The organism is Psychroserpens algicola, from assembly GCF_014526325.1.
Classification (GTDB): Bacteria; Bacteroidota; Bacteroidia; order Flavobacteriales; family Flavobacteriaceae; genus Psychroserpens; species Psychroserpens algicola.
On sequence record NZ_JACNMJ010000001.1, the window covers coordinates 317,350 to 343,557 of the forward strand.

General features: G+C 34.9%; 15 protein-coding genes. 1 reads left to right on the plus strand and 14 read right to left on the minus strand.

Features of this window, described 5'->3' with window-relative positions:
* Nucleotides 1-2 precede the first annotated feature (2 nt).
* The 9 genes from H7350_RS01245 to H7350_RS01285 form a co-directional block, all read right to left on the minus strand.
* A complete protein-coding gene (locus tag H7350_RS01245; RefSeq protein WP_204344056.1) occupies nucleotides 3-2,804 on the minus strand; it encodes an alpha-L-rhamnosidase in 2,802 nt (933 codons plus the stop codon).
* Nucleotides 2,805-3,000: 196 nt separating this feature from the next.
* Nucleotides 3,001-5,454 carry a T9SS type A sorting domain-containing protein gene (locus tag H7350_RS01250; protein WP_204344057.1) on the minus strand — a complete coding sequence of 818 codons (2,454 nt, stop codon included), beginning with the start codon at nucleotides 5,452-5,454 and terminating at the stop codon, nucleotides 3,001-3,003.
* Between the two features lie 236 nt (nucleotides 5,455-5,690).
* Complete coding sequence (locus H7350_RS01255; protein ID WP_204344058.1) at nucleotides 5,691-6,512, minus strand: T9SS type A sorting domain-containing protein; 822 nt, start codon at nucleotides 6,510-6,512, stop codon at nucleotides 5,691-5,693.
* 177 nt (nucleotides 6,513-6,689) lie between these two features.
* Entirely contained in the window at nucleotides 6,690-7,004 is a 315-nt protein-coding gene (gene rhaM, locus H7350_RS01260) for an L-rhamnose mutarotase (protein ID WP_204344059.1), read from the minus strand.
* 92 nt (nucleotides 7,005-7,096) lie between these two features.
* Complete coding sequence (locus tag H7350_RS01265) at nucleotides 7,097-8,026, minus strand: T9SS type A sorting domain-containing protein (RefSeq protein WP_204344060.1); 930 nt, start codon at nucleotides 8,024-8,026, stop codon at nucleotides 7,097-7,099.
* A gap of 181 nt (nucleotides 8,027-8,207) precedes the next feature.
* Entirely contained in the window at nucleotides 8,208-9,794 is a 1,587-nt protein-coding gene (locus H7350_RS01270) for a sulfatase (RefSeq protein WP_235989239.1), read from the minus strand.
* Between the two features lie 17 nt (nucleotides 9,795-9,811).
* A complete protein-coding gene (locus H7350_RS01275) occupies nucleotides 9,812-10,819 on the minus strand; it encodes a T9SS type A sorting domain-containing protein (protein ID WP_204344061.1) in 1,008 nt (335 codons plus the stop codon).
* 34 nt (nucleotides 10,820-10,853) lie between these two features.
* On the minus strand, nucleotides 10,854-13,025 hold the full coding sequence (locus H7350_RS01280) for a beta-xylosidase (protein ID WP_204344062.1): 2,172 nt from the start codon (nucleotides 13,023-13,025) through the stop codon (nucleotides 10,854-10,856).
* Between the two features lie 22 nt (nucleotides 13,026-13,047).
* Nucleotides 13,048-14,439 (minus strand): cellulase family glycosylhydrolase, encoded by a 1,392-nt coding sequence (locus H7350_RS01285; protein WP_204344063.1) that lies wholly within the window; start codon nucleotides 14,437-14,439, stop codon nucleotides 13,048-13,050.
* 280 nt (nucleotides 14,440-14,719) lie between these two features.
* Here H7350_RS01285 and H7350_RS01290 point away from each other — a divergent pair, with 280 nt between their 5' ends.
* Nucleotides 14,720-15,667, plus strand: a complete 948-nt coding sequence (locus H7350_RS01290) for a hypothetical protein (protein ID WP_204344064.1) — start codon at nucleotides 14,720-14,722, stop codon at nucleotides 15,665-15,667.
* Nucleotides 15,668-15,746: 79 nt separating this feature from the next.
* Here H7350_RS01290 and H7350_RS01295 read toward each other — a convergent pair whose 3' ends face one another.
* The 5 genes from H7350_RS01295 to H7350_RS01315 are packed head-to-tail and all read right to left on the minus strand — an operon-like array spanning nucleotide 15,747 to nucleotide 26,073.
* A complete protein-coding gene (locus H7350_RS01295; protein ID WP_204344065.1) occupies nucleotides 15,747-18,620 on the minus strand; it encodes an alpha-L-rhamnosidase in 2,874 nt (957 codons plus the stop codon).
* Between the two features lie 31 nt (nucleotides 18,621-18,651).
* A complete protein-coding gene (locus H7350_RS01300; protein ID WP_204344066.1) occupies nucleotides 18,652-19,752 on the minus strand; it encodes an NHL repeat-containing protein in 1,101 nt (366 codons plus the stop codon).
* 15 nt (nucleotides 19,753-19,767) lie between these two features.
* On the minus strand, nucleotides 19,768-21,246 hold the full coding sequence (locus tag H7350_RS01305; protein WP_204344067.1) for a DUF1501 domain-containing protein: 1,479 nt from the start codon (nucleotides 21,244-21,246) through the stop codon (nucleotides 19,768-19,770).
* A 19-nt stretch (nucleotides 21,247-21,265) separates the two neighbouring features.
* Entirely contained in the window at nucleotides 21,266-24,103 is a 2,838-nt protein-coding gene (locus H7350_RS01310) for a DUF1549 domain-containing protein (RefSeq protein WP_204344068.1), read from the minus strand.
* Nucleotides 24,104-24,156: 53 nt separating this feature from the next.
* Nucleotides 24,157-26,073: an ulvan lysase-like protein gene (locus tag H7350_RS01315; protein ID WP_204344069.1), complete on the minus strand. Its 1,917-nt coding sequence runs from the start codon at nucleotides 26,071-26,073 to the stop codon at nucleotides 24,157-24,159.
* Between the last annotated feature and the right edge of the window lie 135 nt (nucleotides 26,074-26,208).

Sequence of the window (26,208 nt, forward strand, 5' to 3'; positions counted from 1 at the left end):
ATTTAAAGTTTAGTTTGAAAGTTATATGTTCCTGGTGCTGCTAAAATCTCTATTGAATCACTATCAGAACTGATTAATTTTAAATTTGAAGTTTCTTTGAAAGCTCTTCCATTTACGATTAAATTATCTTGTGTTCCATAAGGAATTTGAATTTCAGCAGTTGTATTTGGTGGAATAACAACATCAAGGTTAAAAATACTATTTTCTATTTTCCATGACGATGATGCTTTTCCATAAGGCGTTTTTACACTTGCAGAAGCCGATGTTAAAAACTCGGTATTCGGTAAAGGTGCAATTCTAATTTTCTTATATCCTGATTCTAATGATGCTAAACCAGCTATGCGTTCGTACATCCATTGGCCAATGGCTCCGTATGCATAATGGTTAAGGCTGTTCATGCTTTGAGGATTATAGCCTTCAGCTTTACTGTAGCTGTTCCAACGTTCCCACATGGTGGTTGCTCCTTGATTTATGGAATAAAACCAAGAAGGATAGCTTTCCTTAAAGAGAATTTTATACATAACATCTATCTTGCCCATATCATCTAATACCTTGGGTAAAATAGGTGTTCCTAAAAACCCTGTTCCTAAATGATAATCGGCTTTCTTAATTTCTTCAAGCAAGTGTTTTTGTGCTTTTAGTTTGGTTTCTGCTTTAAATAAGTCAAAATTTATGCCTAACAAATAACTTGTTTGAGTTTGTCTGTCTTGTTTAAACCTAGCATTTTCGTCAAAAAATTCATTTTCAAAAGCGTCGGCAACGGCTTTATATAAGGCTGCATATTTTTTTTCGTCCTCAGTTTTACCTAAAACACCAGCAATTTTAGACAACAAATTAGAAGAATGTGCAAAAAATGCTGTATTAATTAATTCTTTTGGTGTATCTCCTCTATTTGCTTTTTTAAGCGTTTCAGATGGGTATGGTTGCAACCAATCTCCAAACGAATGCATTATCGGTATATATGACTTCTTTTTAACTTTAGATTGATAGTACCCAACCCATTTTTGAGCCGATTCATAACTTTCTTCAAGTACTGTAATATCTCCTGTTATATTGTAAATATCCCAAGGAACCATAACACAGGTATCGCCCCAACCAGAACCTCCGTTTTTGTTTTGAAGCACATCTGGCACTATAAAAGGCACTAAACCGTTTTTGTGTTCAGACTGATTTTCTCGAAGACTTTGCAACCAAGCTGTCCAAAACGCATGGGTATCATAATTAAACAATGCCGTTGGCGCAATGACCTGAGCATCTCCTGTCCACCCCAAACGTTCATCGCGTTGCGGGCAATCTGTAGGAATATCGAAAAAATTACCTCGCAAACCCCAAGTAATATTCTCTTGAAGTTGATTTAGCTTATCATGTGATGATGTAAATGTTCCTTTAGCCTCAAAATCTGAATATTGTACTAAACCTTGCACCCAATTTGATTCTGGTTTTACTTCTTCATCATAACCACTTAATTCTAAATATTGAAAACCGTGAAAGGTGAATTTAGGCGTATATTCTATAATGCCGTCTTTAGATGCTATATAATAATCTGTGGAATGCGCGGAACGGTAATTTTTGGTGTAGAATGTATTATCTGCTAATAGCATTTCAGAAAAACGAATTTTTAAGGTGTCCCCTTTTTTCATCGGCACTGTTACTTTTGGAACACCTACCATGTTCTGTTTCAAATTAAAAACAGCCGAATTATCATGTACTGAAATTATTTCCACATCGTCAATAATGGTTTTATTTTTTACAGTATAATGCCTTTTTGGTTCAAGTTTTACGTCAGAAGATATTGATTCTGCTTCTATAGTTTCCCAAGACGTATCATCAAATTCTGCATTTCTCCAATTTGAAATTTCAAGATTTGAGTCGTAAACCTCACCATCATAAATACTTGCTAATCGTATTGGTCCGTTAGTAGTACCTTTCCAAGATTCGTCTGATATAATCGTTTGTTTAGAACCGTCTTTCATCGTTATTTCTAACTGACATAGAATTTTGGGTGAAGCAAAATTTTCGTATAATGCTTTCCCTCTGCTAATTCTTCCTGCATGCCATCCAGAGGCTAACTCAACAGCGATTACATTATTACCTGATTCTAAACATCTTGTAACATCATATGTTAATGTTTCTATGCGATGATTGTATGGCGTCCAACCTGGTGGCATGACATCATCACTTACATTTTTTCCATTTAAATGCACATCAAAAACACCTTTTGCCGTAATGTATAATCTTGCAAAAACAACATCCGAAGACAACTCAAAACTTTTTCGTAAATATTGAGGTCTGTGCATTAAAAATTTTCTAACACCTTTTATGCTATCCTTTGCAGTATCTAATCCTGACCATTTGGCTTTCCAATCACTATTATTTAACAAGCCTAATTCAAAAGAATTTATGTCGCTCCAATCAGATACCTTTTCATCTTGATTCCAATACCTCATTTGCCAAAATACTTTTTGTCGAGATTGTAATTCTGAACCTTCATACTTTACAAAAGTAGATTGAGAACTTTTTTGCTTTTTAGAATCCCACAAATCAGGATTATTTGGTAGTAAATCTTTAGAAGATGCCACAACTATTTGGTATGCCGATTGCGATTTAATCTCTTCAGAAACCGGTAATTGCCATGAAAATGTTGGATTGGCATTGTAAAATCCCATAGGATTTTTGAAATTCTGAGAAATCGTTAAATTTTCTGCTGAACTACTATAATCTCGATTGCAGGATGGACAGAAAAAAAATGATACAATACAGCACCAAAATAATAAGGGAAATTTTGATTTTTTTGATTGTTTCATTTTACAAACACTGAGCTATATTTTTAAAGCTCTTCTAAGATTGACATAGTAATTACCAAAGTCTTATTTTTTTACATAAAAACTATCCTGTACTGTCTCGATATTTCATTATTTAGAAGCGTATCGTTTTAAAACTAAAAAAACCAGAGATATTAAAATCTCTAGCTTCTTTAATTGATTAAGTGTTATTTATAATTTATCTAATCATAAGCTTTGTATGGAAAACCCTTTGATTTTCATCAACAACTTTTATAAGGTACAATCCTGATTTAAATTGCCCATTATTTGCAATATCAATTCTATCAGAATTCATAGTATCTTGATAAACAATTTTACCAAGCATATTGTAAATTATAACATTGGCTTTATTGACACTATTTAACTGAATTGTAAACGCATCGTCAGCTGGATTTGGAAAAATATTTGCCGTAAAGACATCAGCTTCAACCTCAGGAGTACTGAGCGTTGTTGATTCTACGATCCATTTTGATCTATCGTCTGTGTTTCCGACATGTTCAATAACACCATTTGCATTGTGATAGATATAGTTTGAACCGTTTCGAGTTTCGAACTGATACGAACCATCAGTGCTATTATAAATTACTGTAAATTGTTTGTCGGAATCTTCTCTTGGTGCCGCAAAACCAGTATTAATGATATCATTTGCAGGATTTCCTGCAGCTCTTAAAATACCACGATCAGGCCTTTTACTTTCTATATTATAATAAGCACCAGCCAGTACAAACTCCCATTCTTTATCGCCAGGAGCGACATTGGTACCATCATCAGCCTCAACCACATCAGCACCTACGGAATGTAAGTACTTTCCTGTGACGAAATTCTTGATGCGGTAAATATCACCTGTTAAATCAGTAGGATCAAAAACTTGAATATTAACTGTAATTTCAGTAGAATTCACAGTTGCATTACTCGCGTTATAGGCTACAGCTTGAATATCATAAGCACCTTCCGTAGTTGGTGTCCAATCTAAAGCGTAAGGTTCTGTGGTATCTTCACCAAATACTGCTCCATTAAGTAAAAACTCTACTTTAGAAATACTCCCATTTTCATCTACAGCATCTGCGGAAATTGGTGTTGTTTCTCCTATGTTATAAGTTTCACCATCGAACGGAGAGGTTAACGACACTCTAAAAGGTTCTTGTATAATATCTAAATCAATAATTTGAAGATATAATGGTTGGGCGCTACCAGATGCATTTTCCATCATATAATAGTACAGTTTGCCATTGGCAATGTGTACCCGACCATGATCAAAGGTTTTTCCTGATGTAGCTTGATATACTGTAGTAAAATTATTAGTACCACCTTCCGTTTTTTCAACTTTAACTCTACCATTACTTAAACCAATAATAAAGACATCATCTCCAGCAGTGTAAATAGCATCCGCACCAGAAAAGTTTTCTGAGGTTATAAAATCGGTAGCACCAGCCGGTTTATAAGTATGTAAATTCTTAGTAACATTAAATTCGTTATCTCTTACTCTGCTAATGATATGTACATCACCATTATCTGTAACCGTCCAATCGAAACCTTGTACGATGTAAACTTGATCAGTCTGGGTTGTTTGCACATAATCTCCAGGCTCCATTACTTTAATTAAGTCGGCATCGTATAGTGGCAAGCTGAAACTAGTACCTTCATGATTTTTCCAATTAGAAGCACCAGTTTGATCGTCAGAATACGCATAATATACACCGTTTTGATATTGGTACCTATCATTATTATCTGCAGAGCGTCGTTGAAAGCCGATTCTCATTTTACCGTTGACGTACTTTATGCTACCATAAAGTCCCCAATTATGAGATACACCAGATTGATTACCAGCATTTAAAGCATTAAAATCAATAAAATTTGACCATGTAGCAGTTGTTGCATCGTACTTAGTGAACTTATACTTGCCATTATTATTACCACCTTCACGCATATTCATCAAAAGTTCTCCTGCATCATTTAGAAAGAAAGATGGATAAGTTAATCCATCAAATTCATTTTGATTTTCATTACCTGTTAATTTTAAATGCTTGTATCCACCACTTCCATTTTGAACGAATTTATCTAAAGTAAATTCGACATCAGAAAGGGTTGCCGTATTTGCAATTGAATAAGAATATCTGAAATAATCATTGGCTAAACTCCCATCTGATGGTCTTGTTGCACTATAGGCATGCATATCGTACAATAAGTGTATGGTTCCGTCTAAAGGACTTACACCAACAGCAATAGTATTGTGAGATTCTCCGAGCCACCACTTATTTTGAAAACCCGTGTGTGTATGCGGAAACTCTATAGTTGCCATGGTACCAGTAACGGTGTTGTAACGCGTTAACATGACATGTCTATCTGTTTTTCCACCACGATACCAAGTCATAAACACATAATCTCCGTAAGTCTTTATACAATCGCCATGTGCAGAAATGTTTCGTCCGAAAACATAGTCGTAAGTAGTGGTACTTCCATTATCAGCTGATGTATTTGGCACTTTGCTTCCATTAAAGTGTAAACCAAAATCTGTAATATGTACTTCATTTTCTAAAACGACTTGTCCAAACTGAAGTTGAACAAAGCACAACATGAGAAGAAGGCCTAAATTTTTTCTTAAAAGCTTAATGCCTAGTGTATTTTTTTTCATGCTTTTTCTTTTTTCTTAGCTATAAAAATTCAAAGAATTTTGTAAAATTAGTTGAAAAAACGATTGAATGCATCCTGTACAATACTGAGGAATCTCTAAATCAATTCTATTTCATGTAGAAGATCTCTTATAAAGGAGCAGAAATTGGTGAATTTTCTAGATTAACAAAAAATCCCACCTTTTATATTTTATAAAAGGTAGTATAAACTAAAAGTGTTATAAATAAGTTGTATTAATTATTCTTTTATTATTTTTTCACTGAAATTACTAAAGTTTTCTCCTTTTAGTTTTACGATATACATACCACTACTAAATGAACTTATATCTAATTTTAATGATGATGTGTTATTTTCTATGTTACTTAACAATACACGTTGTCCAAGTAAGTTGTAAATAGAAATTTGCTTCACATTTGCAGTTAAACCATCTATTGTTAATTCTTCTTTTACAGGATTGGAGATAAAGATAGAGTTTGTGTCAAACTCATCAATACTTAATGTAACAGAAGGCTCATAGTCTAGTTTTAATGCACTTCCACCACTACATTTAACCTCTGTACCTGAAAGACCACTAAGCGGTCCACCAGTAGTATTTTGCACTCTTCTTTTAGCTGCACCCCAAGGTGCTGGTGAAAGATTGTTTTCACTAAAAAGTTGAGTCCCTGTACCTCTTGTAGGATTCCACCAATGCAATTGATTTGGCACATCTGCAGCATCACGACCTTTGACTACCACTTTAGGATTCGCTTCTGTATCATCAATTTCTACCACTCCTTTGCCAGTAATAACAGATGTGATAGTATAATTATTTCCTGATATCTGTTGAATGTCAAATATTTGTCTATTATTTGTCATATCTAATGGCTGATATGTAAGAACCTGAGATGATCCTGGTGCTAGTGGTGCATCATCTGGTAGTGTCAAATATAGGTCTTGAGTATTTACTTTAATTCTATACGTTCCTGCAGCGCCTGAGCCACCCCAAGCTTGTCCGTTAACTTGAATAGCAAATAATGCTAAAACTAATAGCAATAGTGTTTTTTGTAATTTTGTTTTCATATGGATTAATTTTAGTCGTTCAATATTTAGTATATAGACTCTATTTATCTCAATATTAAACAGTTAGTTTTCCCTAAATTATTGTAGGAAGCCAGAGGAACTATCCTGTACTATACTGCAAAACCCATGAACTTCTGTAATCTTCGATAAATAACATACATTCGTATGTCTATGCTTTCATTCTAAATAAAAAACTTCTTCTAACGGAATTGAAACTGGTGAATTATCTGGATTTACTTCCATAATATCTGCCATAAAATCCCACCATTTTTTTACGATAGTATTTGATGTTAAATCTTGAGAACCTCCAGAGCCTGACACTTTTTGAAAAGCGAACAACGTATGTGTCTCTTCATCTAAAAAAATAGAATACTCTCTAACACCATTAGCTTTTAAAAGTATTTTAAGTTCTAGCCACAACTCGTCATGACGTTTTTTGTACAGCTCTTTTTGGCCTTTATTGAGTTTCATTTTAAACGCAAGTCTTTGCATAATATTTAAATTCTATATCAACAAAAAATCCCATCTTTTATTAAGTATAAAAGATGGGATAAATTAAAAGTGTTATAAATAAGTTGTATTAATTACTCTTTTATTATTTTTTTAGCAACACTAACACCATTCTCACCTTGTAGTTTTACAATATAGATACCACTAGTGAGTATACTTACATCTAATATTGAAGATGACGCGTCATCTTCAATATTACTAGAAATTACTTGTTTTCCTAGTAAGTCGTAAACAGAAATTTGCTTAATGCTTTGATTTAAGCCCTCTATTGTCAACTGATCTTTCACAGGATTTGTAATAACAACAGAACTCGTATCAAATTCTTCAACGCTCAATGGTAAATCCTCTACATAAATCCAACGCATCTCTTGAATTGTACCACCACTTTGCATCAAAACTGGGTCACCTGCCATCGATGGGACTGTACTATATCTTAAGTTTCCTTGTGCGTTTCCTCCTGTTGGTGACGGTTTAGCGAATAAGGCATTGTTTCCAGGTCCACCCCAGCCACTTTCTCTTCTTCTTTGAAACTGGTCAAAACCGTATGCTTCAGGATTAGGAGCTACAACAGTTGTATCATCTTGTGGAGTGCCAGGTCTAGCATCAATTTGAACTTCAGAATCACCTCCAGATCCATCATAACTTGCTTGATTTACAACCATAGTCCATTCTCCAGCACCAAGAGAAGTAAGGTCTGCTGTAATTTGTATAAAACCAGAACCAGCTGGAGCTACATGATCCTGTATAGCCCAATTTTGTGTTACTGCAGCAGCTCCTGTTAATTCAGTTTGCCATATTAAAAGAGGATCACCTTCACCAGCAGAAGCATTAATAGTTAAATAAAGTTCTGGAGACAAACCACAAGTTGCAAGCTTATAAACAGCATCACCATTACCACCATCTTCTACACCGAGATATATCTCAGGGCATGTCTGACCCTGTACTTGAAGTGCAGACAGAGCAAATAGTAAAAATGCACTAATTTTTAAAGTAATTTTTTTCATAATTGTTGTTTTTAGTTAATTAAAATATTTAATATGCTTTATGTTAAAATATTAATTATGGATTAATATACGTTCAATATTAGTCCTAAAAATCAAAAAATCCATCCTGCACTATCCTGTTAAAATTCGGTATAGATTATTTTGTTTTAATTATTCTTTCGTGTACTATAATTTGCAGTTTTTAATCAATCTTAAGCTTGCTTTTCCACCAGATTTCGTTAGGTTGAAAATCTTTGGACAATACTTTTAGTCTATCCTCTTCTAAGGATGGCCACTTATGGTTTATGGTATTAAGTTTTCTCTTTTCGGCTTTAGCTTTAACGTATTCAGCGTCTTCAGTTGGAAACTTAGCATTTGCGTTTTTTAACCATAACATTAAGTTATCACTAAGATTTGTGGCTAATTCTGAATGTTTGGAAATTACATTTAATGAGTCATGTTCAGCTGATGGTAATTTATAGAGTTCTTGATGTCCATCTTCCCAATAGTGAATCAGCTTCCATCCATTTTGCTGAATAACCGAAGAAGGTTCTCCTCCTTGATTCCCATAATGTGGGTAATGCCAATATATTGGTCTGTTTAGGTTTAATTTTTCACCTTTTAATAAAAGCTTAAGGCTTATGCCATCTATATGTTGCTTTTGATTTAAAGGTAAATCTGCTAAATCTAAAAGTGTTGGGTAAAAATCAGTTCCACTAACCGGAAAATCTGTTTTAATTCCGCTAGTATTTAACCAAGGGACTTTTATAAAAAAAGGAACTTTTATACCTCCTTCCCATTGGTAGCCTTTGCCTCCTCTTAAAGGTAAATTACTCGTCGCATAATGGTCACCAGAAGCTACCCCTCCGTTATCTGATGTAAATACAACAATGGTGTTATCTGAAAGTCCGTTGGCCTCAAGCGCTTTTATCACAATTCCAACGGCAGCATCCATGGTTTCTACTAAACCAGCATAAATAGGATTGTCTTGAACTTGACGAATAGGTAAGACACGTTCCATTGCATAACCATTTTCTGTAATCCCTATGCTATCAGCTTTATCTCTGTATTTACGCCATTTTCCTTCGGTAGTTTGAATTGGTGCATGTACCGCATAAAATGATAAAAAGGCAAAAAATGAAGAATCTTTATGCTTGCCAATAAAATCTGCTGTTTCCTCAGCCAATCTTATCGTTAAGTTCTCTCCTTTATTCCTGTTCTGAATTTTAGGGTTGTTCCAAGGCGAAAAATAACCTCCTCTCGGCGAGCCAGCATCAATACCTGCAATATTTAAATCAAAGCCATGATTTTCTGGATAAGAGCCTTCACCACCCAAATGCCACTTCCCTGAAAAAAAAGTCTTGTAACCTTCTTGTTGAAAAGCTTCTGCAATTGTAATATCGTCTTTTGGCAATTGCATCACATATTCGGCTGGTAATAATTTATCATTACGATTTCGTTTGCGCCAATCAGTACCTGCCTTTGCGCCAATCCAGTCTGTAATACCATGCCTTGCTGTAAATTTCCCTGTCATAATACTCGCTCGTGATGGACTGCAAACGCGACTTGAGGCATAGCCATTAATGAATTGTATGGATTGGGTTCCTAACCGATCTATGTTTGGTGTTTCATATAATTTACTTCCTGTAATACCTAAATCATGATAACCTAGATCATCAACTAGAATGAAGAGGATATTAGGTTTACTATGTTTATTTACCTCCTCTTTTCTACAATTAAAAAAAAGAATTACACTTATTAACAGTAAACTTCTAAAAATCTTAATCAACTTACAATTTAAGGATGTTATATCTTAATAATTTTTTTTACAAAATAATTATTTTTATCAGAATTGGATATAAAATAAATACCACTTTCTAAATTACTAATATCAATAATTTCTGATGAATTTGTTGTGTTTATTTTTCGGATGACGGCTCCAGAAATATTAAAAATAGTTAAACTAGAATTAATAGATAGGTTACTAATTTCTATTTCCCCCATTGTTGGGTTTGGGTAAATTTTTGTTTCTCGTTTGTTTACATCATTTACAGATAGCACGTCATAACAGGAAGATTCTTGATTATTTAAATTAAACGCTGTACTATCAGAAACATCCGTTCTGCGCAATACCATTTTATCCATAAAAAAGAAACTAGACCTAGCATCTACAATTACGGAATAGTTACCTGGAGCATTAAAAGTGGCCCATATAAACCTAAATGAATTACCATCGTTTGTATTAGTAACGAAACCCCAACGCTCATCGATAGGGAGGTTTACAGGGTGTCTATTCATAAAGGCTTTGAAATATCCATTAGTACTAGAACCTACTGGACAGTCTCTATTTGGATTACTATTACAACTAGGTCTTGGCTCTAACTGAGGAGTAGCTGTTGAATTGTTTTGACTAGTAGCATAAAAGTCATCAGCTACTATACGAAGCCACGCATCATTGTGTTCTCCTGCTGAAGTACCTGTACCAATTCGTCCTCGCCATGCAAGTCTGTAAGTACCAGGATTATTAATTTTTATATTGTAAGTAATTGGAGCTCCAGTTAAATCATTGAAAGACTGTGCTCCATCCCAATATATATAATTTATGGTCGATCCAGATAAATTAGGATCAGCTTCACTGCCAGTTTGCCAATCTGACCCAGAAGGTAAGACACCAGATTCCATCTCTATTGTTAACAAGCCGTTCTGTTCTTCAAAAGGTAGAGTTCCATCACAAGTTGCTGTTTGAGAAAACGTTTTATTAAAAACTAATAACAGGATAAATAGAGCTGTAATCTTTATCGTATTATTTTTCATAACTCTTTGATATTCAAAATTAATTATTTTCACATTATTTGACATTTATTCTCACTTTTTGTAAATCCTTTTCTAAGGATGATGTCCCAACAGAAATTGTAAAAGTTCCAGGTTCCACAACTTTTTTCATGTCTTGATTTAAAATATTAAGCTCATCAAAACCTAACTTAAAAGTTACGGTTTTAGTTTCTCCTGGTTTTAAGGTCACACGTTCAAAACCTTTAAGCATTTTTAAATAACGACCAACAGACGCATAATCATCTCTAACATACATTTGAATCACTTCATCTCCTTCTCTTTGCCCAGTATTTGTGATATCTATAGAAACCGTAGTTGAACCATCTGCATTAATAGTTGATCTTTCTAGTTTTGGTGAACCATATTTAAAAGTGGTATAACTTAAACCATATCCAAAAGGAAATAAAGGTGACTTATCTGCATCTTTATATAAACCTTTACCAGAACCTATAAAATCTGGTCGTTCTAAATACGTTACAGGCAACTGCCCTACATCGCGAGGAAAGGACACCGTAAGCTTACCTCCAGGATTTGTATCTCCAAAGATAGCATCGGCAATAGCATCACCAGAACGCATACCTAGATACCAAGTTTCTAGAATGGAAGGGATATTTTCTGCTATATAGTTAATCGTTAATGGACGACCATTAATTAAAACAACAATTACTGGTTTTCCTGTTTTGTGGATGGCTTCCACCAATTCATTTTGAACACCATACAAATCTAAATTTGAACGGTCTGCACCTTCACCACCTGTCTTTCGCGAACCACCAACGACAAGCACTACAGCATCTGATTTATTGGCTGCCGCAATAGCATCCGAAAATCCTTTTTTAGAATTACTCATCAAATCACAACCTTTAGCATAGTTTATTTTCACTTTGCCTTCGGTTTTACTTGTTAATCCATCTAGTACTGATGTATAGTATGGTGGCAATCCTGAATATCCACCTAACAAAGAATAGGTGCCTTTACTTGGTCGCTCTTCATGTGCATTTGGACCAATGACTGCCAAGGATTTAATGTTATTGATATCTAGGGGTAATAAATTATTTTCATTTTTCAATAAAATCATAGCTTTTTTTGCCATTTCGTATGAAAACTCTTGATGTTCTTTTGTACTAGCATATGCAGTTTCAGGATCAATCTCTTTTGGTTCTGCATCAAATAAACCCAATTTATATTTTGCGGTTAAAATACGCAATGTTGCTTTATCGATATACTTCATTAATTCAGGATTCTGCCTTATTGTATCCTTCAATACAGTTGTATGATAGGCAGATAGATCAACACTCTTTCCTATAACTAAGTCCATATCAACACCAGCCTTTAACCCTAAAATAGCTGACTTGGCTCTAGTTTCAGAAATAAAATGCATGGTCCCTAATCTCGCAACATCATTATTATCAGAAACTATAAAACCGTCGAAACCTAGTTCATCTCTTAATATATCCTTTAGTAACCAAGTATTCATATGGTTTGGAACTCCATTAAAATCTTGATGTCCTGGCATAACCGAACCTACCTTTGCTTCCTTTACGGCAGCCTCGAAAGGTGGAAGATAAACCTCTCGCAATCGACGCTCAGACATATCACTAAAACCTCCATTAATACCACGTCGATTTTCGGGATATCCAATAAAATGCTTAGCTGTTGCCATCACATGATTTTCATCAAATTGTTCATCACCTGTACCTTGTAAACCTTCGATGAATGCAACACCCATTCTAGACACCAAAAATGGGTCTTCACCATAAGATTCTTCAACACGTCCATATCTTGGATCACCAGAAATGACATCTAAATTAGGTGAATAGCAATGTGTAACCCCTAAAGCACGCGCTTCTATTGCCGTTTGCGAAGCCATTGTCTTTATTAGTTCAGGTTCCCAAGTAGAGCCAGCGGCAATAGCTTGAGGATACACAGTTGTATTACCATAGTAATCTAGAACAAGCCATAAGCCATGCAATGCTTCTCCATATTTCATATACGGAATACCGAGTCTATCATTAGCAGGTGCATCTTGAGTCATTTCGGCAATTTTTTCTTCTAATGTCATTTTACTGAGAAGTGTTTCTACCTTTTCAGCGATATTTGAATCGTCCTGACGTTGATCTTGTGCAATCACTTTGCTAGAATTACATCCTAAAATCAAGGCAACAAAACTTCCTAATACTAACTTCTTCATAAATACACTTTTAATTTTTAATCTATTCATAATTTCTTAAACCTGGTACAATTTTAATATTTACTTCTTCTTTATTTTTAGGCCATTTTAGTACAATTAATTTTTGACTGTTGGCATCCCATATAAAATCTGTTGGGTCAATGTCTTTGGCTATTTTATAAATTTCAAGACCAGTATTTTTTAATGGGTTAAAATACAATATTGATTGCTCATCAATAATTATAGAAAAACCATCTGGATAATGTCTGTTAGCACCAATAAAAACTTTCGATGCTCCTTTACTATTATCTGGCTTAATTTTGATATCTAAAGTTCTGGTGGCATGATTAAAGAAAAAAGATTGAATGTCTCCTGCTATAGCTTGAGGAAAGGGTCTTGATATAACGTCCGTAATATATTTGCGTTCTACTGTCCCAGCATCTGTACTATCACTAAAAATAGACCAAGTTGATGATCCACCAGGTAAAAAATGCTGCATGGATCGGTTACCTAAAAACCAAGCCTTAATGGAACCAACTCCCATACGGTCAAAAACCTCAGCAGTTCTTATATAGAGTTCACGGTATTTTAATTGACCTAATTTACCATCAATCAAAGTATCAGTAGTGGCAAAGGTTGGAAAACCCCATTCACCAATCAAAATTGGTGTATTCAACATGTCTGATTCCTTATCGAAACGATCCATATTTCGTTTTATGAGATCAATATTATTTTGATATATGTGTGGTGCAAAAATGATGTTCTTTCTATTAATTGGTGCCTTTATTTCTGAATATTGATTATTGTCTATTTTCTCACCTTTATTCATAAAAATAGATTGAAACAATATCATTTTGTTCGCATTAATTTTTTGGCTTTCATCAATTATTTTTTGATATAGCGGAATAAGATATTTGCGTGTTAAATCATCATATGAAATATCCATTGTTAGCTTTCTAGGTTCGTTTACTACATCATAACCAAGTACAGAATTATTTTTAGAATAGCGATTCCATATCACTTTCCAAGCATCAATATAGGTTTTGTATTCTCCTTTATTATTTAGCCAAAATTCTTCCCATATAAACTTATCCACACCATATACCGTCATCTTAAAGACCGTTTTTATGCCATGCTGTCGTCCTAAATCAACTAAAGTATCGAGTTTTTTAAGATAATTTGGTTCAAGTTGGCCACCAGGAAAGTTACTTAGTTTGCCCAATTCTAAACGAATAACTTGGGTATTAGCTCCCATTCGTACCATTCTGGCGTAATCATCACTATCAAAAAACACTTCACCTTTGTGGTCGTTTGTATTGACAACAAATCCTCTTGGAATAATATGACGTCCTGTATAATCTCTTAGGCCGTGCTTAATTTGTGCAAAAAAAATGAACGGTATGCATAAGAAAAATAAAAAAAAACGCAGTTTCATATTTATTCGTTTGTGTTTAATAATGAATACTTTCTACTCATCTCCCGCTACTTAAAATATTCAATTAGGTCGAAAAATCACTCTTCCGACCTAATTAAATAAGTGACTAACTCAAATAAAAAATTATCTCTTTAAAGGTATTCATATATGGTAATACCAGCATCCTGTTGTATCCTGTTGAGATTATTAACACAACACATATACTTTAGATCAGTAATCAGTATAGTTCAGGATGGTTCGTTTATTTTTATTATTTATTTTTGAGAAAAATAGACGATATATGAAAAATTTCAATTTTAAAATCAAACTGGGATTGATTGCCTTATTACTTGTTTTTGTAGCCTTCTCTTCTTGTACAAAAGATGGGCTTGGGTTATCTGAAGACATAATTGTTTATGAAATCCCAGACCCTGACTCTGACCCAGATCCAGATCCTGTTGTTATAGCTGCTGATGAAGATACAAGCACAGATTTAGCTTGTCCAGTTTCAGGTGAATTCCAGAACGATACTACTAGAAATGTAGATGTACCAAACCCTGCTAATGATGGTGAGGTAGATGATAGAAGTTGCTACTCGGATTACTCAGAAAGTATTATTGAAGGTACTACTTGGGGAATATATAATATTACTGAGGGATCTAATCACTGGGATGCACCAGGAACTTTACAACCTCGAATAGAACGGGCATCAACCATAGCAAACGCTAATGTAGGGTCATTTGTAAAATTTACAGCAGACTTAAGAATCCTTGAAGCAGCGGATGCAGGATCTTTTGGTCAAGATGGAACTTACATAGCGCAAGCTAAAGGGCAACATACAGGCGGAGGCGGTTCTCCAGATCCTGCTATATGCTTATATAGAGCACATCCTGTTTATGGTACAGGTATTAATGCTGACAAACAAGTGGCGTTCGACATTTATGCAGAGCGTATCTTAGAACGCGGAGGAGAAGGAAGTGATGGTAGAGAAGTTGTTTTTCTAACACGCGTAGATAAAAACGAAATAGTTTCATTTGAACTAGAAGTAGGATTTAGAGAAGACCCTAGTGATCCTACTTTAAAAATACATTATTGCAATGCTGTAATTGGAGGAGAAGCATTTAATTGGAATATCCCAGAACCAGAAAGAGGTACGCAATCAAAAATGAGATATGGTGCTTACCGTGTTAGAGGAGGTAGAGCACAAATTAGATGGGCCAATACCACAATTGAAAGTGTTAATAATTAAATATAATTTCTAATTTTAAAATAAAAAAGGTTGGGAAAATTCCAACCTTTTTTATTTGTTCAAAAACCTATCATAAAGATTAATGTTTAGATTGACTTTTTAAGTATTCTATTTTATAAGATCCAGAACCTAATAATAAGGTAAAATCAGATTCTATTTCAACATCATAACTCGTCTCAAATTCTTTTAAAGTCTTACCGTTTAGCGTAACGAATTTGAATTCATTTTCATTTAAAATAAGTTTTGCTTTTGTGTTAAAGGGCACGTTCAAATCCAGAGTAATTTCTGAATTGTTAGTAGTCCAATTATTCATAATATCACCATAAGGTGTTGGGACAGATACTTTTGTATTAGTGATGGTACTCGGAAATTCTGGATTTACCGCAAACATCTTATATCCAGGGTTTGATTCCAAAGACTTTATACCTCCTAAAGATTCGTAAAAGTAAGCTGCAAAACCACTATGCATAGGATGATTTAATGAATTGGTCGGTCCTTCCATTTTCTCCCATTCAAACTGTCGCTCTGGCCATGTGGTGAATCCTGAATTCATCACATATGTCTGACTAGGAAAATCAGGTGTGGTCAATATCTGATAGGCTAAATCTGCCTTTCCGAATTTGGATAGAACCGTATATATGTATCTGTTTCCATGAATTCCTGTAGAATGATGCCCTCCTTTAACGTCTACAATATCATGTACTAATCCGTTAACCACATTTTCTATTTCATATTCAGGAACCATATTAAACTGCAATGCTTGAACCGTTGCGGTTTGACTTTGATACCATTTGTGTTTTGTATTCGGAATTTCAACTAAAAATTCGTTATTAAATGCGTCTAACAAGGCTTCTTTTTCTTTTTTCATTTGTGCTTCATATGCCTTATCCTTATTCATCTTTGCGAAGGTTTCCATAATGCCCAAAACATCATAGAAATACGCATTAGCAGAGATAATTGGGTCACATTCCATGGCTGATGGATTTTTACGTCTGTCCCAAAGTGGTGGACACCAATCTCCCATACCATCTTGCATGATGCCGTTTTCGCCTTTAAAATTGAGATAGAAATTGGTCAAACCCTTCATTTCTGGGTAGTACTCCTTGACAATGGCCTCATCGCCATAGTACCTGTAATTATACCATGGTAAATACATCGTTGCCACTCCCCAATCTATTTTTGCATAAGTTGATGTGCGCTTTCCAGGCGCAATCATAGTAGGTACTTGAAACTTAATTTCTGGATTATTATGACCCTTGGTTGGACGCATTTGCGTGCGTATGTCTTCCATATATTTCTTATAGAAATCGTACATGTCATAATTATACAGCGCATACTCACAAAAGGCATGTGCATCTCCTAACCATCCACATTTTTCGCGATGTGGACAATCTTCTGGAATACCATGCAGATTATCCACTATGGTCCATTTACTGATGCTGTGCATTTTGTTTAATAATTCGTCTGAAGAACTAAAACTTCCAGTTTCTTGTATATCAGTAGCCACTAAAACTGCTTTAATCATATTGGTATCTGGCTTATTGGAAACACCTTTGATCTTTGCATATCTAAATCCATGATAACTGAACTTTGGTTCCCAAGATTCTAAACCATCACCTTTACAGACGTACTTATATATTTGAGGCATCCCATTGGCTCCACCACCTGTTGAACCTTGGAAAATGTCTTTACCGTTAGTTAGCAAAGCTTCCGTGGTAATGACTTCAATCAATTGCCCTTCTTTTTCTTTAACATTGAGTTTTACCCAACCTGCAATGTTTTGTCCGAAATCAACAATCCATTCTCCATCTACACCTTTAAAGACATGTTGAGGTTCAAACTCTTTAAGCTTTTTAATAGGTGTAATTTGCTGAGCACTTATTCTTTTTAGTTTAGGTGACGTTTCTTTGGCATTTCCCCATGTTTTATCATCATAATCAGCAGTAGTCCAATCACCTAGTTCGAAACGCGCATCATAAGTATCACCACCATAAATATTATTAAACACAATAGGACCTGTAGCTTCTTTCCATGTTTCATCCGTGTAGAAATCGGCTTCAGTACCATCATTATATTGCAATTTCACTAAAAACTTTACTGTTGGTGCACCATAAGACACCCCTTTTTTATTTGATTCTGGGTCTCGGTTCCATGAAATATTTTGTCCATAGAACCCGTTTCCTAAAATAATTCCAAAGGCATTTTTTCCTGATTTTAGTTGTTCAGTAATATCATAATTGACATAATAAGCTTGCTTATCGTAGTTTGAAGGCGCAGGATCCAATACATGATCACCTACTTTTTCGCCATTTAAATACAACTCGTAATAGCCTAATCCGCAGATATACGCTTGGGCATTTTTAATGGTTTTATCAATAGTAATCTCATTTCTAAAATAACTAGCCGCAAATCCATCAACAGGTTCTGGTTTTTCCATTCTTCCTGTTTTATAATCTCTGAAACGGTGTTCTGAAGTTCGTGTATCATTATTTAAGGTAATCCATTTTGAATTGCCCCAATTTTCAGAAGTCATCAATCCGGTTTGGAATGTCTGAACTTCAGACCAATTTGAAGCGACATCATTTTCATCCCAAATTTTTACTTTCCAATAGTAGCTTTTCATTGGTTCTATTGCTTTGCCTTCATATTTTACAAAAGTGGACTGCTCACTATTTACTTTATTTGAATTCCATATATATGCATCATCTTCATTTAATCTTTCTTCTGATGATGCTACCAAAATATGATAGGCTGATTGTGACTTATTATAACCTTCTGCAGTAACAATCCATGAAAGAAGCGGTTGTTCACTTTCTATGGTTGATGGGTTTTCTTTGGAATTGACTAACAATTTTTCAAAAGCTATTGACGAATTTGAAGTTGTTTCTTCACTACATGACATAAAAAGTAATGCAATGAAAACTATAGAAAATATAAATGGCTTCTTTCTCATTTTAATGGGTGTGGTTTTATTTTTAAATTAATTAAACACGTTCTAATTTTATAGGATAGGCCTTGTTTGCATTCCATTGACAGACGTATAAATTTTCATCATTGTCTATACATACATCGTGGCAATGGCGAAAAATGGGTTGGTCTTGAACCATGCGTTGTAGTTTTCCCTTCTTATACTTGGGCTTTGTTCCGCCAGGATTAGACACTACTTTTCCTTTTTCATCTAAAATAGTTACAAAACCTGATTTTGGACTCGTCTTAAAGGGATGTGTACTTTGGTCGCCTTCTACATAATCGATATCTGAAGACCAACACACGCCTGCGTATAAGTTTTTATCATGAATGACAGGTCGGCACACAAAGGCTCCAGGTACTTCTATTTGCTCAATATATGTACCATCTAGTGTAAACCGTTTAAAGCAATTTGCAGCTCTCGATGTGATTAGTAAAGTGGGCTCGCCATCACCTCTGTAATCGATACAAACACCATGTGCCGTTTGAAATTGGTCTTTTTCCGTACCTCTACCACTTCCAATTTTTCTAATAAATTCTCCATCTTTTGTAAATTGAAGAATATAATTTGAGCCATAGCCATCTGCTATATAAATATCGCCATTAGGACCAATGGCGCTCTCCGTTGGCTTAAACGCATCTTTTTTTTCATAAGCGCCATATTGAGATGGATGTTCAATTAGCATGAGTTCTCTACCATCAGTTGTTGTTTTTATTAAGCTTTCACCTTTGGCATCACAGATAAATAAAAAATCTTCGGAACCGTCATTCCATAGGGACAAACCATGACCACCTTTGTAACGTATTCCCCAAGAATCGAGAAGCTTTCCTGATTTATCATAAATTAAAATATTATTCTTGGTGTTGTCACCTACCATAATCAAACGGCCTTTAGAGTCCATAACCATTTCATGACAATTTTTTACAGGTGTTACAGCCCTATCTAAATCTCCCCATGATTTATGTACTTTATATTTAAAATCTCCATGACCGATAATGGTGTGATACATTTTCGGCTTGGATTTTAAAATATTAAAATGGGGAACAATCGCTAAACCTATACCAGCTATGGCTGTAGTATTAATAAATGTTCTACGACTGATTTTAGATTTTGTCATGATTGTAATACCTTTTTAAGCGACATTTTCTTTTGATGATTTTATTTCTTTTCCGAACAAATCCAATATTGGCTGACCCTTTCCGTCTGGTGTGGTGTAAAATGGTCTGCCTTCTATTTCATAATGGGTTTGAGAATCGATACCCAAAGCATGATAAATAGATTGATGCACCTGATCTATTACTACTTTATTTTCTATAGAAACACATGGTCTTTCATCTGCTGTTTTTCCGTAAACTAATCCTTTTTTAACACCGCCTCCCCACATTAATATGGAACCGCCATCTGTAAAATGACGATGCATCCCATAATGTCGAATATGCTCAATTTTATCTGGTTGTCTGCTTGCTTGATCCTTAACTTCTTCTCCTGGTCTTCCTTCCATTATGGCATCTCTACTAAATTCACTCGCCAAAATAACTAAGGTTCTATCTAAATGTCCAGATTCGTCTAAATCTTTTATTAATTGCGCTACAGGTCTGTCTATTAAAGCTTTCATTTGTTTCGCTCTTGTATGTCCGTTAGCATGTGTATCCCAACCTAAAAATGGTTCATATTCTGTTGACACACTAATAAATCTACCTCCATTTTCAACCAAACGTTTTGCTAATAAACACCCTAACCCAAAACGACTTGTGTTGTAGGTATCATATTTTTCTTTAGGTTCTTGAGATAAATCAAATACTTTGGCTTCTGGCGAATTTAAAAGTCGGAACGACTGTTCCATAGAACGCATTAACGATTCTCTTTGATAGTCACTAGCTTGCTCCATCACCTCACTTTTATTGGCCAGTTCTTTATAAAGTTTGTAGCGTGCTTCAAAACGTTTTAAGGACATGCCTTGCGGTGGACGCACACTATCCAAGCCTTCTGATGGATCTGGAATTAAAAATGGACCATATTCACTTCCTAAAAATCCGGCTGTATGGAACGCTTTTAATTCTTCAGCTTCTCCCATAGTAAAACGTTGTCCCATTGAAATAAAAGGTGGAATTACAGGATTTGCTGGTCCTAATTCTTTTGCAATCCATGCTCCAATATGAGGTGCTTGAACCGATTGCGGTGGTTCATAACAAGTGTGCCAATGAAATTGATGTCTTGTATGTAAAATATGTCCTAAATCGGCGGCTTTATAGGATCTTATAATAGCACCTTTATCCATTACATTTCCAATAGATTGTAACCCTTCGGAAAACTCTAGTCCATCAACTACTGTGGGATGTTTTGGAAATGTACTTAATACTCTATTGGTCTCTAAACCTTTTTTGAAAGGTGCATACGCTTTAGGGTCAAATGTTTCGGTATGCGCCATGCCGCCTGCCATCCAGAGTAAAATAACACTATCTGCTGTAGCGGCACTTTTCTGAACTTCGGACGAACAGGAACTTAAAAAACTCGCTAAAGGAATGCTTGTAGCAGAAGCTGCCAAACTTGCTGCGGTCATTTTTTTTATAAATTCTCTACGCGAATTAACTTTGCTATTATTATCCTTCATAACTCAAAAGCGATTCTTACTAGTTTATAAATTGAAATTCAGGCGACATCAAAACCGACCAAATCACATCCTGAACTTGTTCTGAACTTGGTTCATTCCCTAAAGCTTCAATTAAAATCTTTTGTTCGTCAGAAGATGGATGCCTTCCTAATAATTTCTGATACAGCGCATCTACCATTGCATTGCTATCGTTTCCATAAGTACCGAACCATTGTTTTGCTCCTTCTTCTAAAATACCATTGAAAAAAGCACCATTTGTAAGTTCCAAAGCTTGCAACAATGTTGCTTGTTCTTCTCTTGTCGTAGCCACAATTTCTCTATTAGGTCTTCCTAAAGCTTTTAAAAACGGATGTTGTTTTACCAAACTAGCTCTTGCAAAGGTCTCCTTAGGCTCATTAAATGTAAATTCTAATAGCTTACTCCAATTATTTGTTCCGTAATCACGTACTTCCATCCATTTACTATCATCAAAATTTAAATTTACCCAGTTACTTTGAGGTGTTTTCTTTGTACTGACCCAAGTATTATCTGAAAATACCTTAAACGTTTTACCATCCTTAAAATCTACTTTCATCGCAAATAATATACTGGCAGGATTATCAATCTTTCCTAAGTTATTGCCCTCTATCGCAATCACGTTATTTCCCTTAGTCAAGAGTTTTGTGATATCGAATTTTCCAACATCTGCCCAATTATTGCCTTCTCCTACTGGCTTTCCGTTAATGAATAATTTATAAGCATCATCCACAGAAATTAAAACGGAAGCTTGTTTTATATCATCTTTTAATAGCTTGAATTCCTTTCTAAAATACCGCTTACCAGGTAATGGTAATACCGTGTTTGTTAAATCTTTTTCATGATGCCAAATACGTAACGCTTGCATTTTTTCTTCATTAGGATTAAATTCTACCGCTACATAAACTGGTGCAATTGTCTGACTAATTGCATCAGAAAATTGTTCTGCACTTAAACGTCTTAAAACAGGTCCTTCAAATACATAATCTTGCTTTAGATGTTCTGATGATTTATAATTGACTGTAGGCAATTGGTATGCCTTAGAAGTTATAATGCGTTTAATTAGGTGCTTTAAGTCTGTACCTGAATCAATAAAATCAGCTGCTAACCAATCGAGCAATTCAGCATTCCAAGGTTCATTGTCCATTTCGTCAACAGGTTCAATAATGCCTCTTCCTATTAAACGTTCCCAAATACGGTTAGTGATGGTTCTGTATAAGCGTCCATTCTTTTTGTCAATCATTATTTTAGAAAGCTTAAAAAGACGTTCTTTTAGAGTTGCACCTTCAACACTGCCAAGTTCGGGATATAAAAAATTAACTTTTGCTATTTTACCAATAGGCTTATCACATCTATTGAGTTCTAAAGGCTCTTCAGCAAAAATTGAAGCAAAACCATAAGCTTGTTCTAAGGTTAGATTACTTACAAAGCTATTATGACAAGACGCACATTTTACATTGACACCCATTAAAGATTGACCTATATTTTGAGCAGCTTGCATTTCTGTACGTTGACTGGAATTAACCACACCTCTCCATTGAATTCCTTTTATAAACCCCTCTGCTTCTTTGTCTGGATTTAATAATTCACTCACCATTTGGTCATAAGATTTATTATGCTTTAATGCCTCATACAACCATCCTGTAATTTGCGATCTACCTTTGGTAATAAAACCTGTCCCACTATAATCGTTTCGTAATAAATCGTTCCAAAAGCTTAACCAATGTTGTGTATAATTGTCGGAATCATTTAATAAGTCATCTATTAAACCTTCTCGTTTATTAGGATTATTATCCGCTACAAACGCATCTATAACTTCTGGTTCTGGCAGTAAACCAACAACATCCATATAGGCTCTTTTAATAAACTTGCGATCATCAACAACAGATTGCCATGGCACATTTTTAGAATTAAAATAAGTACTTACGATTTTATCTATAGGATGGAATTCGTCTAGAACTTCTGGTAATTCTGGCTTTACTAAAGCCAATTCAGCTTCTGGAAATATTTTAACAGCTTGATCCGACCAATGTGCCCCTTCTTCTATCCAAAGTTTTACGAGTGCTATTTCATCTGATGTTAGCAATTTACCTTTTGTTGGCATCACGTCCTTATGATTGGCTGGAAGCGAAATACGTTTGTAAATTTCGCTTTCTTCAGGCTTACCTGCAACAACGGCTAATCCTGATTTTCCTCCTTTAAAAACACCAGCTTTTGTTACGAGAATGAGTTCACCTTTTTGTTTATTTTCACTATGGCATTGATAGCATCTATGTGCAAAAAGCCCCCTTACTTCTAGGTTTAATTTATCTTTTTGTAATTCTGATAATGTATCTAACGATTTAAGTTCGGCTAGTAAAGCTCCGGATTCCTTACTTGTATAATTATCTTTATTTCCAGGTAAAATTGAAGAAAGGTAATCTTCTCCATGCGTTAAATTCGCACCTAAATGTCCTGCAATAGTCAATAAAATTACTGTCATGAAAAATACAATGCGATAGGCTTTTAAATTTATAGGTGATTTTTTTAAGCTTGATTTCAAAACTAAGGCTGTAATCAAAGCTAAAATTGCCGTGGCAATTCCTGTGTATTGATGATTATCTACTAAGATGCCTGTATAGTCTTCTTGAATTTTTAAGAACCAGCCAAACAGTGCCGAAAACACAGCAAAACCTGCACCAATATATACCATAAAACTGATGCCATCTCTAAGTCCTTTTCGGTTTCCTTTTAAAGTCAGTAATTCTAAAATAAAACCTATGAATAAAAGCCCAATAGGAAAATGTACCAATAAAGGATGTAAGCGTCCAAGAAATTGAAGAATCCAATTTGTGTTTTCCATAAGTCAAGTATAATTAACTTATGATTATTTTGTATCCTGTACCTTACTGTATTTTAACTAACAGCTATTGATATAAGTAATTCGTTGACATCTTTTTCAAAGAATATTTCAAAAGGAATAGCTTCAACACCAGGCACCATATTAAAGGTTCTAGCGCCTTCAATGTCTTTTATTTTGATAGGTGAATTTGCTTTAATAGTGACTAAACCCTCTGGCTTTTGAATGGTGATTTCTGTATCGCTTACGTTCGTCACAACTTCATTATTTGGTGAAATTATAGGTAAAACAAATGCTGTTGGCTCACTAATGTCTTGTTTTGTACTGACGCTTATTTGTGTTTTATCCGCAGAGCACTTGTATGTAATATCAAAAGCTGAGGCAGTTTCTGTTACTTCTTCTCGATCTACATTTTTCAACTTAACTTCAGCTAATAATTGAATAGAACCATTTTGGTCTTTAGTTGTTACTGTTGCTGGCAAATCGTATAAGTTTGTGTACCAAACGTCATCTTTAACGGTTTCAATTCTTGGTGTTAAACAGATGTCTTTATTGGGCTGTACCTGTTGGTTGTTTTTTTCAACCAAAGCATATTCCGCCATACTCGCTGCACATAAAAGTCCTACTTTATTATGATATAACACACCTAATGCTCCACCTGAGGCTTGGCGAAAATCCTCTTTGTAATGATACTCTGCATCATAAGCACTTACAGTCCCTCTCCAATCACCTCTTGCGAATAGAAAAACATCTAAATCTTTAAAATGTTTTACACCATCTGCGGTCATTCTTGGTAAACTCGTACTTGAATTAATTTCTGGTAAATGCTCCCAATGGTCTAACAATGCTGCTAAAGGTTTTGCATGTGTAAATGTGTGGTGCACACAAGGTGGAATACCAGCTTTTATAAAACCAGGACCACCATGAATTAAACCATCTGCTGTACAACTTTGTAATAATTCGGTGTTTTTTACGGCTGCAGTTCCAAATGCAGGGTTGATGTGCGACATCATACCAAAGGCTGGTTGGCTGCCATCACAAGTTCTACTTCCCCAATACGTCCATTTATACATTCTATTGCCCCAACTATTATCCCAACCACCATCTGGCAACATAAATTCTAAATGGCTATTTAAAGATTTGGTTAGAATTTCAAGAAGCTCTTTATCATTTTTTTTAAGTGCATACATTACCAAACTATTTAAGGTTTCTTCTACATTATACCCTAAATCAACACCGTTTAACCCTTTGTCACTCAGCTTGCTAGAACTCTTTTTACACTCTCCAAATAACAACCCTTCATTTGGTGTAAAATAATCTTTTACTTGTTGCGCTAGTTTATTACTCTTTGCTTTAAAATCATCTCTTTTAACGACTTCTCCTACTAAATCTAAACCATAAACTGCTGTCCCTGGATAATTAATATTAGTGAAATCAATGGTGAACGTATCGTAAATGTACTGCCCTGCTTTTTCTAGTCGTTTTGTCCAAGCTGTACGCGTAGCTTCATCTAAAACATGACCATGATAGTGTAATGCTTCTGCTAATGCTATAGCTCCAAAAACGGTTATGCCTTTCCAAGATTTCGGGTTTTTAATAACCGTCCAAGCACCATTGTCTTGAGATATATTATTTTCTGCCCAAAGCATAACTAACTTAGCCCCTTCAACATATTTTTTATCTCCTGTTTTGTCTGCCATGTATAAAAACGGATATACCGCATCCATACAACGACCATGGATATGCGAACAAGACGGACAACCTAATGCTCCATGTTCATCTAAATTTGATGGATTATTGATTTGTACTTTCAACATTCCATCTGACCAATCTTTTAATAAACTTGAAATTAAGTTTTTAAATTCTAAAGAATGTTCTGGATGACTTTCGCAAGCATTAAATAATCCTGCTATGGACAGCGACAAACCTACACCTGCAAGTGTTGATAGTTGAATAAAGTTGCGTCTTTTCATTGTAGAATGTTATATGGTGATATGGGAAAATTAACACTACTTCAAAGAAAAACTGTCCTGTTTTGTCCTGTTGTAGTTATAAAAACAAAAGAGGCTATCTTTTAAGACAGCCTCTTTTAATTACTCATATCGTTT